This is a genomic window from Chromobacterium sp. CCUG 76385, from assembly GCF_059916625.1.
On the sequence record NZ_JAUCGU010000008.1, the window covers coordinates 63,059 to 75,163 of the forward strand.

At 64.3% G+C, this 12,105-nt stretch carries 12 protein-coding genes; 9 read left to right on the plus strand and 3 right to left on the minus strand.

All coding sequences use genetic code 11. The annotated features are described in order from the left end of the window. Positions 1–3: 3 nt before the first annotated feature. The 8 genes from QUG01_RS07755 (at position 4) to QUG01_RS07790 (ending at position 8,297) form a co-directional block, all read left to right on the plus strand. Positions 4–621 carry a riboflavin synthase subunit alpha gene (locus tag QUG01_RS07755; RefSeq protein WP_500829620.1) on the plus strand — a complete coding sequence of 206 codons (618 nt, stop codon included), beginning with the start codon at positions 4–6 and terminating at the stop codon, positions 619–621. Next, positions 618–1,280 (plus strand): Dph6-related ATP pyrophosphatase, encoded by a 663-nt coding sequence (locus tag QUG01_RS07760; protein WP_500829621.1) that lies wholly within the window; start codon positions 618–620, stop codon positions 1,278–1,280. Before QUG01_RS07755 ends, QUG01_RS07760 begins: the two co-directional genes overlap by 4 nt. Then, a complete protein-coding gene (ribBA, locus tag QUG01_RS07765) occupies positions 1,189–2,433 on the plus strand; it encodes a bifunctional 3,4-dihydroxy-2-butanone-4-phosphate synthase/GTP cyclohydrolase II (RefSeq protein WP_500829622.1) in 1,245 nt (414 codons plus the stop codon). Before QUG01_RS07760 ends, ribBA begins: the two co-directional genes overlap by 92 nt. A gap of 61 nt (positions 2,434–2,494) precedes the next feature. Beyond that, entirely contained in the window at positions 2,495–2,962 is a 468-nt protein-coding gene (ribH, locus tag QUG01_RS07770; RefSeq protein WP_043625362.1) for a 6,7-dimethyl-8-ribityllumazine synthase, read from the plus strand. Positions 2,963–3,033: 71 nt separating this feature from the next. Continuing rightward, positions 3,034–3,483: a transcription antitermination factor NusB gene (nusB, locus tag QUG01_RS07775; RefSeq protein ID WP_043625360.1), complete on the plus strand. Its 450-nt coding sequence runs from the start codon at positions 3,034–3,036 to the stop codon at positions 3,481–3,483. Positions 3,484–3,552: 69 nt separating this feature from the next. After that, a complete protein-coding gene (thiL, locus tag QUG01_RS07780) occupies positions 3,553–4,503 on the plus strand; it encodes a thiamine-phosphate kinase (protein ID WP_500829623.1) in 951 nt (316 codons plus the stop codon). Further along, positions 4,487–4,987, plus strand: a complete 501-nt coding sequence (locus tag QUG01_RS07785) for a phosphatidylglycerophosphatase A family protein (protein ID WP_500829624.1) — start codon at positions 4,487–4,489, stop codon at positions 4,985–4,987. The genes thiL and QUG01_RS07785 overlap by 17 nt, the downstream gene beginning before the upstream one ends. 163 nt (positions 4,988–5,150) lie before the next feature. Further along, positions 5,151–8,297: a DNA translocase FtsK gene (locus QUG01_RS07790; protein ID WP_500829625.1), complete on the plus strand. Its 3,147-nt coding sequence runs from the start codon at positions 5,151–5,153 to the stop codon at positions 8,295–8,297. Between the two features lie 70 nt (positions 8,298–8,367). On the opposite strand, the gene QUG01_RS07795 is transcribed toward QUG01_RS07790, so the two are convergent. The 3 genes from QUG01_RS07795 to QUG01_RS07805 all read right to left on the minus strand — a co-directional run bounded on the left by QUG01_RS07795 (position 8,368) and on the right by QUG01_RS07805 (position 10,491). Beyond that, on the minus strand, positions 8,368–8,847 hold the full coding sequence (locus QUG01_RS07795; RefSeq protein WP_500829626.1) for a hypothetical protein: 480 nt from the start codon (positions 8,845–8,847) through the stop codon (positions 8,368–8,370). 194 nt (positions 8,848–9,041) lie between these two features. Beyond that, positions 9,042–9,179 carry a hypothetical protein gene (locus QUG01_RS07800; RefSeq protein ID WP_161792991.1) on the minus strand — a complete coding sequence of 46 codons (138 nt, stop codon included), beginning with the start codon at positions 9,177–9,179 and terminating at the stop codon, positions 9,042–9,044. A gap of 115 nt (positions 9,180–9,294) precedes the next feature. Beyond that, entirely contained in the window at positions 9,295–10,491 is a 1,197-nt protein-coding gene (locus QUG01_RS07805; RefSeq protein ID WP_500829627.1) for a vWA domain-containing protein, read from the minus strand. A gap of 183 nt (positions 10,492–10,674) precedes the next feature. Between QUG01_RS07805 and QUG01_RS07810 the strand changes: the two genes are divergently transcribed. Continuing rightward, positions 10,675–12,105, plus strand: coding sequence for a coniferyl aldehyde dehydrogenase (locus QUG01_RS07810; protein WP_500829628.1), 1,431 nt, complete (start codon positions 10,675–10,677; stop codon positions 12,103–12,105).

Below are 12,105 nucleotides of genomic sequence, written 5' to 3' on the forward strand. Positions count from 1 at the left end.
TCCGTGTTCACCGGCATTGTCCAGGGCGTGGCCGAAGTGGTCGCCATCGAAGAAAAGCAGGATTTCCGGACCCACATCGTACGTTTGCCGCAGGCCATGCTGCCCGGCTTGCAATTGGGAGCCTCGGTGGCGCACAACGGCTGCTGTCTCACCGTTACCCGCGTTGACGGAGATCGGGTTCACTTCGATCTGATGCGGGAAACGCTGCGCGTCACCAATCTGGGCGCGCTGAAGGTGGGCGACGGGGTCAATGTCGAGCGCGCGGCGCGCTTCGGCGACGATATCGGCGGCCATGCGATGTCCGGCCATGTGATGGGGCTGGCCACGGTGGTGGAGGTGGTCGAGTCGCCGAACAACCGCACCGTCTGGTTCGAGCTGCCGGCCGGCCTGGAAAAATACGTGTTCACCAAGGGCTATATCGGCATAGACGGCATCAGCCTCACTATAGGCGCGGTTGAAAACCGCCGCTTCTGCGTCCATCTGATCCCGGAAACGCTGTCGCGCACCAATATCGCCGGCCGGGCGCCGGGCGATAAGATCAATATCGAGATCGATCCGCAAACCCAGGCCATCGTCGATACGGTGGAGCGGGTGCTGGCACAGCGCGGAGGCGCGGTGTGACGCTGGCCGGCGAGCCGGCGCTGGCGTCTTGGAGCGGCGGCAAAGATAGCTGCCTCGCCTTGTGGCGCGCGGTGCGGCTGGGCGTCAAGCCCGTCCTGTTGTTGACCATGTGCGACGAAAGCGGCGAGCGCTCGCGTTCGCATGGCGTGCGGCCGGAAGTGCTGGCGCTTCAGGCGGCGGCGCTGGGTTTGCCGCAGCGCCTGGGGCGGGCGAGCTGGGGCGATTATCGCGAGGTGTTCGTCGAAGCCTTGCGCCGTGCCGTCGACGACGGCGTCAGGCTGGCGGTGTTTGGCGACATCGATCTCGACGCGCATCGCGAATGGGAAGAGCAAGTCTGTCTTGAGGCCGGCCTGCGCGCTTTTTTGCCGCTATGGCAACAGCAGCGGGCCGACCTGGCGCGCGAGTTCGTCGCCGCCGGCTTTGTCGCCCGCATCGTGATGGTCAATACGGCATTGGCGGATGAAAAATGGCTGGGCCGCGTGTTCGACGCGGCCCTGATCGAAGAAATGCTGGCCGAGGGCGTCGATCCCTGCGGCGAAGCGGGAGAATTCCACACGCTGGTGGTGGATGGCCCGCTGTTCAATCGGCCGCTGGCGCTGCGCGACGGCGAAGTGGCGAAGCTCGGCGAATACCGGGCGCTGGATCTGCTGCCCGCGTAGAACGGGCGAACCGACAAAGGAAGAGAGCATGGCCATATCCCCGATTCAAGACATCATTGCCGACATCAAGGCCGGCAAGATGGTGGTGCTGATGGACGCGGAAGACCGCGAGAACGAAGGCGACCTGGTGATGGCGGCGGAGTATGTCACGCCGGAGGCGATCAACTTCATGGCCAAGCATGGCCGCGGCCTGATCTGCCTGACGCTGAGCGAGGAGCGCTGCAAGCTGCTGAACCTGCCGATGATGACCGGCAACAACGGCACCAGTTTCGGCACCAACTTCACTGTGTCCATCGAGGCGGCCGAAGGCGTCACCACCGGCATCTCCGCCGCCGATCGCGCCCATACCATCAAGACCGCCGTGGCGCGGCTGGCCAAGGCCAGCGACCTGGTGCAGCCGGGCCATGTGTTCCCGCTGAAAGCGCAGAACGGCGGCGTGCTGGTGCGCGCCGGCCATACCGAGGCCGGCTGTGACCTGGCGATGCTGGCGGGCGCCGAGCCTGCCGGCGTGATCTGCGAAATCATGAATGACGACGGGACCATGGCGCGTCTGCCGGAGCTGTTGAAGTTCGCAGAGGAGCATGGCTTGAAGATCGGCACCATCGCCGACCTGATCCAGTACCGCAGCCGCACCGAATCGCTGGTGGAGAAAGTGGGCCAGCGCGAGGTCGATACCCCGTTCGGCTGTTTCGATCTGCACGTGTTCCGCGATATCACTACCTCAGCCACCCATCTGGCGCTGAGCAAGGGCAAGATCCGCGCCGATCATGACACCCTGGTGCGGGTGCACGAGCCGCTGTCGGTGATCGATATGCTGGCCCCGCTGTGCAGCCATCATTCGTGGACGCTGCCCAATGCGCTGGAAACCATAGAAGAAGAGGGGTGCGGCGTGGTGGTGCTGTTGTACCGCGACGAAACCGGCGCCGACTTGGCGCAGCGCGCCCTGGGCCAGGAGCCGCCGCGGCAGAAGTGGGACAGCAAGACTTTCGGCATCGGCGCGCAGATGCTGAAGGCGCTCGGCGTCGGCAAGATGCGGCTGATGTCCAGCCCGGTCAGCCTGCCGTCGATGACGGGGTTCGAGCTGGAGGTGACCAGTTTCTGCCAGCCGCACCATTTTCATGTCGATGGCGAGGGCGGTCCGGGCGTGGCTTAATCGCCGCGTTTGCGCTACAATTGCCGGCTTTCCTTAGTGTTTTCGCCGCGAGGACTTTCCGATGCTTGAAGCTATCCAGCGTATTGAACCCAATCTGTCCGGCCAGGGCCTGAAAATCGGCATCGTGATGGCGCGTTTCAACACGCCGGTGTGCCACGGCCTGCGCGACGCCTGCCTGTCCGAACTGAGCAAGCTGGGCGTGTCCGAGCAGGACATCACCCTGGCTACCGTGCCGGGCGCGCTGGAAGTGCCGCTGGTGCTGCAGACCATGGCCAAGACCGGCCGCTTTGACGCGCTGGTGGCGTTGGGCGCGGTGATCCGCGGCGAAACCTATCATTTTGAACTGGTATCGAACGAATCCGGCGCCGGCGTCACCCGCGTCGGCCTGGATTTCGACATCCCGGTAGCCAATGCCATCCTGACCACCGAGACCGACGAGCAGGCGGAAGTCCGCATGCAGGAAAAGGGCGGCGACGCCGCTCGCGTCGCGGTGGAGATGGCCAATCTGCACAAGACGCTGCGCGGCTGAGCCAGTCGCCGCCAGCCATTACAGGGAGGCGCAACACGCGCTTCCCTTGTTCTTTCCAAGGAATCGCCACCATGAAAACCGCTCGCCGCCGCGCACGCGAATTCGCAGTGCAAGGCATCTACGAATGGGAGCTGAATCCGGATCGCCCGGCTTCGCTGATCGAAAAACACCTGCGCGAGAACGAATACTTCGTCAAGGCCGACGAGGCGCTGTTTCGCGGCATCCTGTACGGCGTGTTGAAGGATGTGGAAACGCTGTCTGCCCAGGTCAGCCGCTACTACGAGCGCGCCGACGACGAAGTCAGCCCGGTGGAGCGCGCCGTGCTGCTGATGGCCGCGCTGGAATTGACGCAAAGCCCGGAAACGCCGTACCCGGTGATCATCAATGAAGCCATCGAAATCACCAAGACCTTTGGCGGCACCGATGGCCACAAATTCGTCAACGGCGTGCTGGACAAGCTGGCCGCCGATGTGCGCGGCGACGAAGTGCTGGCGCAGAAGCAGCGCCGCAAACAGGACTGAGCGCAGCGCCTCGCGGCGTGCCGCCATCGACGACACCCGCCGCCGGCGGGTGTTTTTGCGTGAGGGGTCATGAACGAGTTTGAACTGATAGGCCGCTATTTCAAGCGGCCGACGCCATCGGCGCTATTGGGTGTCGGCGACGACGCCGCCATCGTGCGGCCGACGCCGGGCCATGATCTGCACATGTCGGTGGACATGCTGGTGGAGGGGCGGCATTTCTTCGCCGACGTCGCGCCGCGCGCTCTGGGCCACAAGGCGCTGGCGGTCAATCTGTCCGATCTGGCGGCAATGGGCGCGCGCCCGCGCTGGGCCTTGCTGTCTCTGGCGCTGCCCAAGGCCGATGAGGCCTGGGTGGCCGAGTTCGCCGCCGGCTTCCTGGCGCTGGCCGACGCGCATGGCGTGGAGCTGATAGGCGGCGACACCACCTGCGGCCCGCTGGCGCTGTCGGTCACGATATTGGGCGAGGCGCCTGCCGGCCAGGCCTTGCGCCGCGCCGCCGCAAAAGCCGGCGACGACATCTGGGTCTCCGGCGAATTGGGCTTGGGCGCCTTGTCGATGCGGCAGCGCTTGGGTTGGCTGAATGTAAACGACGCGGAACTGTTGGCCGCCGCCCGTTACAAACTCGAATACCCCGAGCCGCGTTTGGCATTGGGCGCGGCCTTGCTGCCGCTGGCGCATGCCGCGGCCGACGTGTCCGACGGTTTGATGGCGGACTTGGGACATATTCTCGACGAATCCGCCGTCGCGGCCGAGGTGTGGGCCGATGCGCTGCCGTCGCATCCTGCGCTGGAAGCGCGGCGCGGCGAGTTTCTGGCCTGCCTGGCGGCCGGCGGCGACGATTACGAACTGGTATTCACTGCCGCGCCTGCTAAGCGCGCCGCCATTGAAGCGGCCGCTGCGGCGCGCGGCTGCCGCGTCAGCCGCATCGGCCGGATTGTGGCGGGGAAGGGCGCGCGGCTGCTGGATTCGGCCGGCGCAGAAATCAAATTGGACAAGGATGGTTATGACCACTTCGGCTGAAACGCTGAACATTACGCCGGACTGGCGTTTTCTGCTGCGCAATCCGGCGCATTTGCTGGCTTTCGGCTTCGGCAGCGGCCTGATGCGCAAGGCGCCCGGCACATGGGGCACGCTGGCGGCGTATCCCCTGTTCTTTCCGCTGCACGCCTTGGGCATAAATGGCTGGACCCTGGCCGCGTTGTGCCTGCCGCTTTTTCTGATCGGCGTCTACGTTTGCGATGTCACCGGCAAGGCGCTGGGCGTGCATGACTACGGCGGCATCGTTTGGGACGAAGTGGTGGGCATGCTGCTGGTGCTGGCCTTTGCGCCGGCCACCTGGGCGGGCTGGCTGCTGGCTTTCGCGCTGTTCCGGCTATTCGACATCGTCAAGCCATGGCCGATCCGCTGGTTTGATCAGCGTGTCGGCGGCGGTTTCGGCGTGATGATCGACGATGTGATCGCGGCCTTGTTCGCGATTGCCGTGCAGGCGCTGATCTGGCGTTGATCCGGCGCTGGCTAGGCATGCCCGCTGCCGCCGCGCCGGTAAAACCGTTACAATTCGGACGTAAAGTGACGGACGGCTTGACGGATGCATCCCATCATCAGGCTGCCATGAATAATGCTGCCGCGCGCCTGGCGCGGGCGGATTCGATTCGGGGTTTGCGATTGTGTGGTTTGTAGTCATTGTGTTGGTATTGATGGGGCTGGCCGGCTGGCTGATCAAGAGCGGCCGAATGCCGCTGGATCGTTTGAAGCAAAAGCTGGATAGTGTGCTCGGCGTGGAGGGGCGCGCCGAGCGTTACGAGCCGGATTATTTCGCAGAAGAAGCCGAGCGGCCGTCGAAAGATGAACCAGCCATGGCGCCGATGCCTCCTCGCGAGCCAGCGGCGCCGGTCGCGGCTGCGGAGCCGTCACCCGCCGCGCCGGCGTCGCTTGAGCCCCCGCTCGCCACCCCGCGGCCCGCTCCCCGTCAGCGTCCGGCCCCATTCCATGCCAGCGCGGAAAAGCCGCGCGAGACCATCACCTTGCCTAAGCGGCAGCCGCCGCAGTCCAACCCTCCGCCGGCGGATCTGCCGACGCTGGAGCTGTCCCGCGAGCACCGCAAGAAGCCGCGCCAGCAGCCGCGCCTGCCCGAGTCCAGTGATCTGCCGGTAATCGGCCTGTCTGAAATGCAAAGCAATATGCGGCAGGATTATCGACGCCGCCAACGCGTGCGTGGCATCGAGCCGGCGGGCAAAGATGAGAGGCCCTTGCCGACGATAGCCAGCCAAGAAGTGCGCGCCGCTGTGGCCAATCTGCATGCGCATCGGCGCGCTCCGGAGCCCGTCTCCAAGCCCCTGCCGCCGGTGGAGCTGGTGCCGATTCCGCGGTCCAAACCGGAGGCCAAGCCAGAGCCGGTCCGACCCCTGGTGGTGTTGGAGCCCCTGCGCAAGCCGGAGCCGGCGGCGCCGCGAATCACCGCAGACCCGATATGGCGCATCACGCCGCCCGAGATCCCGCCGCAGCCTGCCCAAGCCGCGCAGACCGCTCCCGGAGATGCCGCTCCTCGCGAGCAGATTGTAGTCAGCGCAACGCCGCAGGCTGAAAGTGCAGCCGAGCCAGCGCTGCAGTCGCCGACGCCCCTCCAGATCGAGGCAGAGGGCGCCTCCGCCGAGCCTTGGCCGGTGTTGGGCGCGACTGAGGAATCCGGGGTCCAGGGGCAGGCGGCGGAGTCGCAGCCCGCCGCATCGGAGGCCATCGTTCTTGTGGATGGTGAAGCTGAGGCGGCGGCCGAGTCGACGATGCTTGCGCCACCGATGGAGCCGGAACGAGAACCGGTGCCGGCGCCTGTGGCGACGGAACGCGCCGAGGCGACGGCCATGCGCACGCCGTGGCGCTGGCCGCAGACCCGCGAGGTGTTGTCGTCGCCATCTGACACCAAGCCGGAAATTGAGCGGAAAGCCGCCGCGCCTGCGGGCATCGAACCTGCCACCCCGACCCTGGCTGCGGCTGCCGCCAGCCTGGCTGCCACCCCCATGCCGTGGGTGCTGGTGGAGGGGCCGGTCGTTGAGCCGGCATCGGAGCCTAAGGCGGAGGCTCCGTCGCGGCAGGCCGTGCCCACCGTCATGACGCCGGCGGCGGCGGGGGCTGAGCCTGTCACGGAGACTGCGCCGCAACCGCTTGCCGTCGCCACATCGGCCGAGCAGGAGGAGCTCGCCTCGGTGGCTGAAGCCGAGTCCGCTGTTTCTTTGCCCTGGGTCTTGATCGACAAGCCTGCGCCAGTTGCCGCCAACGCGCCGCAATCGGAGTCGGCGCCTATGGCGGAGCCGGCCGCGCGGCCAAGTTACGATGAAGCCATGCTGCCGGGCTTGGATTTGCTGAGACCGGCCGATGGCGTGCAGGAAGCGTGCAGCCAGGATGAGCTGATCGAGCGTGGCATCGTGATCGAGGAAAAGTGCGCCGAGTTCAAGGTCAAGGTCAGCGTGGTCGATGCCTACGCCGGCCCGGTGATCACCCGTTACGAGGTGGAGCCGGCAGTGGGCGTGCGCGGCAACCAGGTGGTGAACCTGATGAAAGACCTGTCGCGCGCGCTGGGCCTGGCGTCGATCCGCGTGGTGGAAACGATACCGGGCAAGACTTGCATGGGGCTGGAATTGCCGAACCCCAAGCGGCAGATGATCCGCCTGTCGGAAATCTTCTGCGCCGACGTGTTTCAGCAGAACGCCTCGCGCTTGACCTTGGCGCTGGGCAAGGACATCACCGGCGAACCGGTGGTGATGGACCTGGCCAAGGCGCCGCACCTGCTGGTGGCGGGCACCACCGGCTCCGGCAAGTCGGTGGGCGTCAACGCGATGATTCTGTCCATGCTGTACAAGGCCACGCCGGATGAAGTGCGCTTCATCATGATCGACCCGAAGATGCTGGAATTGTCGGTCTACAACGATATTCCGCATTTGCTGGCGCCGGTGGTGACCGATATGAAGCTGGCCGCCAACGCGCTCAACTGGTGCGTGGGCGAGATGGAGCGCCGCTATCGGCTGATGAGCGCCATGGGTGTGCGCAATCTGGCCGGTTACAACCAGAAGGTGGCGGAAGCCGCTGCGGCCGGGCGGCGCATCGCCAATCCGTTCAGCCTGACGCCGGAAACGCCGGAGCCATTGGACAAGCTGCCTTTCATCGTGGTGGTGGTGGACGAGTTTGCCGACTTGATGATGGTGGCCGGCAAGAAGATCGAGGAGTTGATCGCGCGCCTGGCGCAGAAGGCCCGCGCCGCCGGCATCCACTTGATTCTGGCTACCCAGCGGCCTTCGGTGGACGTGATCACCGGCCTGATCAAGGCCAATATTCCGACGCGGATCGCCTTCCAGGTGTCCAGCAAGGTCGATAGCCGGACCATTCTGGACCAGATGGGCGCCGAATCGTTGCTGGGCCAGGGCGACATGCTGTTCCTGCCACCCGGCACCGGTTACCCGCAGCGCGTGCACGGGGCCTTCGTCACCGACGACGAAGTGCATGCCGTGGTGGAGCACCTGAAGCAGTTTGGCGAGCCGGATTACGTGGAAGGCCTGCTGACCGGCGAGAGCGAGGCGGACGAGGAGTCGGCCGCCGCCACCGCCAAGGCGCAGGCGGCGACGGAAACCGACCCGCTGTACGACGAGGCGGTGGAGATCGTGCTGCGCACGCGCAAGCCGTCGATTTCCGGCGTGCAGCGCCATCTGCGCATCGGCTACAACCGCGCGGCGCGGCTGATAGAGGAGATGGAAGCCGCCGGCATCGTCAGTCCAATGGAAAGCAACGGCAACCGCACCGTGCTGGTGCCGCAACGCGATTTCTAAACCCGATGCGATGGCGAAGCAAAAGCGCACCCTAGGGTGCGCTTTTTTCATGGCTGCCGCAGAGGCGGGCTTACGGCCACAGCTGGCAGTATTCGGTATTCGCTTCGTAGTTGCCGCTGACCGAACCATCGGCATTGATCTTCTTGACCCAGCCGTTGGGCTGGCGGCGAGTCGGCTGCGCGCCGCAATTGGTATGCACCCAGTGGATGCCGACGCCGCTGGTATACAGCTGGCCGCACAGTTGCAGGCGGTCTCCCGTCTGGATGGTGTTCAGCGGGTACGGCACGTCTTCGCCGGCGGAGTCGTAACCGGAGGCGAATACATTGTCCATGGCCACGTCATAGGTGCGGCCGTCTTGGTCCGCTTTCAGGCGGACGTGGGTATGGGATAGTTCTACGCCGTTCAGGTTCTGGCCAGAGGCGAAAGACGGGCCGCTCACCACCGTGCCGGTCAGGTAGCTGCCGGCGGCGGCGCGACAGTCGGATTTGGCATCGGCCAGGGCGGCCAGCGGCAGGGCGAGCAGACAGGCAGCAAGAACGAGTTTCTTCACGACAGGATCCTTTGCAGTTATGAATGACATTGTTTTAATGCGCGGCCATTCTAGTGGCAATCGGTCGTGATTGTGTTGCAGCTTTAAGAAGACATGTGAATTTGTATTTCAAGCGGTTTGCAATGGATGTTTGACGCGGCAGCAACAAAAAAGCGCGCCTGAGGCGCGCTTTTGCGGAACAAGACGCGATGGGATCAGCGGCGGCGACGAGCTTGCTCGTCAGTCCGGATGCGGATCGGCACCAGCTTTCCTTGCTGTTGAACCGGGGTAGCCAGCAATTTGGCGACAGCGATCACCGCAATGAACAGGGCGGCTAAGAGAAGGATTTGCATGGTATGACTCCCCGTGGCTGAATCCGAGGCGGGTTTCGGATCATGTGTGGCCGCCTCTGAGTTCATTCTGGGCTACAACTTGCTTGAGACTCAAGCAAAAATTTGTGTGCCGACGTTAATTTTTGACTGGAGCGGCGGTTTTTTTCAGATCGCGCATCGCTTGGTCCAGTCCGGCCAGCGTTAGCGGATGCATTCGTTCTCCCATCAGCTGCTTCAGCATGCTCACCGACTGGGTGTAGGGCCAGGCTTCTTCGGCCAAGGGGTTGAGCCAGACGGCATGCTTGAAGTGCTCCAGCAGCCGGCGCAGCCAGACTTCGCCGGACTCCTCGTTCATGTGTTCGACGCTGCCGCCGGGGAAAGTGATTTCGTACGGACTCATGCTGGCGTCGCCGACGATGATCAGCTTGTAGTCGCGGCCGAAGGTGTGGATCAGATCCCAGGTGGGGAAGCGCTGGCTGTGGCGCCGGTTGTTGTCCTTCCATACCGATTCGTAGACGCAGTTGTGGAAATAGAAATACTCCAGGTGCTTGAATTCGGTCTTTACGGCGGAAAACAGTTCCTCGCAGGCGCGGATATGGTCGTCCATCGAGCCGCCCACGTCGAACAGCACCAGCACCTTGACGCTATTGTGCTGTTCGCGCTGCATCTTGATATCCAGCATGCCGGCCTTGCGCGCGGTGGCGGCGATGGTGGCGTCGAGATCCAGCACTTCTTCGGCGCCGTCGCGGGCAAACTCGCGCAGCCGGCGCAGCGCCAGTTTGATGTTGCGGGTGCCCAGCTCCACCTTGTCGTCGAAGTTGCGGAATTCGCGCTGGTCCCACACCTTGACCGCGCGGCGGTGGCGCGATTGATCCTGACCGATGCGCACGCCTTCCGGATTGTAGCCATAGGCGCCGAACGGGCTGGTGCCGCCGGTGCCTATCCACTTGTTGCCGCCCTGGTGGCGTTCCTTTTGCTCCTCCAGCCGCTGGCGCAGGGTTTCCATCAGCTTGTCCCAGCCCATGGCCTGCAGCTTCTGCTTTTCTTCTTCGCTGAGATATTTTTCCACCTGCTTGCGCAGCCAGTCCTCGGGAATGGCGCGCTGCAGGTCGTCCAGCGCCATTTCCAGTCCTTGGAAGTGATGGCCGAACACTTGGTCGAAACGGTCGAAGTATTTTTCGTCCTTGACCAGTGCGGCCCGCGACAGATAGTAAAACTCATCCAGATTGCCGAAGGCGACATTGCGTTGCAGCGCCTCCAACAGCAGCAGGAATTCCTTCAGGGTGACCGGCAGGCCGGCATTGCGCAGCGCGTAAAAGAAATCGATCAGCATGGAGTCAGGCGATGGCTAGAGTGGCGATACTGCCGACGATGATACTACGGACGAGGCAGCGTGGCTGTTTGGGCTGAGACATAAGCGGCCGGCATAGTGACAGGCGAGGGGGCTGGTGCTAATCTAGGCTAGAGCGCGAACTCTAAACGGTTGTTCGGCTCTAGCAAGCAAGAAGGATCATACATGGACGCCATCAAAATGCCCACAGAAGCCGAGAGCGCGCTGCTCGAGTCGTTTTCCCGGCTCAAGGCCGTCGCGCGGGCGGCGCCGTATCCATCGGCGGAAACCCGGCGCGCCTGGCTGGCCGCGTTGGAACGCTTGATGCAGGAAAACCGTCAGGCGCTGGTTGACGCCGTCAGCCGCGATTTCGGCCATCGCAGCGATGTGGAAACCCGCCTAGCCGAGCTCTTCCCTTCGCTGGAAGGCGCGCGCCATGCCCGCCGCCATCTGCGAAACTGGATGAAGCCTCGCCGCCGCAGCGTTTCCATCTGGTTCCAACCGGCCAGCGCCAGCGTGATTCCGCAGCCGCTGGGCGTGGTCGGCGTGGTGGTGCCGTGGAACTATCCGCTGTTTCTGTCTTTTGGCCCTATCGCCGCCGCGCTGGCGGCGGGCAACCGGGTCATGGTCAAGATGTCGGAATTCACGCCCGCCACGGGCGAGTTGCTTCAAAAATTGGCGCGGCAGTATTTCGGCGATGATCTGCTGACGGTGGTGAACGGCGACGCCGAACTGGCCCAGGCCTTTACCCGGCTGCCGTTCGATCATCTGCTGTTCACCGGTTCCACCGCGGTAGGCCGCCATGTGATGCGCGCGGCGGCGGAAAACCTGACGCCGGTGACGCTGGAGCTTGGAGGCAAGTCGCCGGCGCTGGTGGCGCGCGGCGCCAATCTCAAACGCGCGGCGGAAGCCATCGTCGCCGGCAAGATGCTGAACGCCGGGCAGACTTGCGTGGCGCCGGATTATCTGCTGGTCAATGCCAAGGATTGCGAGGCGCTGCTTGAGGAGATCCGCGCCGCCGCCAAGCGCATGTACCCGACGCTGGCGGGCAATCCGGATTACAGCGCCATCGTCAACCAACGGCATTACAGCCGGCTGCAAGGCTGGTTGGATGCCGCCCGCCAGGCCGGCGCCCGCATCGAGAGCCTGAATCCTGACGGGGAAGCGGCTGCGGACAACCGCAAGCTGCCGTTGACGCTGGTGCAAGACTGTCCGGATGACTGCGAATTGATGCGCGAGGAGATCTTCGGCCCCATCCTGCCGGTGGTCAGCTACGACAAGTTCGACGAGGCGTTGGCCTATATCAACGCCCGGCCGCGGCCGCTGGCCTTGTATTTGTTCGACGACGACGCTTTGCGCATCGAACGGGTGCTGAAAGAAACGGTTTCAGGCGGCGTCAGCGTCAACGATACCCTGCTGCATGTGGTGCAGGAGAGCCTGCCGTTCGGCGGCGTCGGCCCTTCCGGCATGGGGCATTACCATGGGCGCGAGGGTTTTCTGACCTTTTCCAAGCTCAAGCCGGTATTCCGGCAGAGCCGTCTGGCCGGCACTTGGATGACCCGGCCGCCTTATGGCCGCCTGGTGGAGTGGATGTTGAAGTTGATGCTGCGGCGCTGA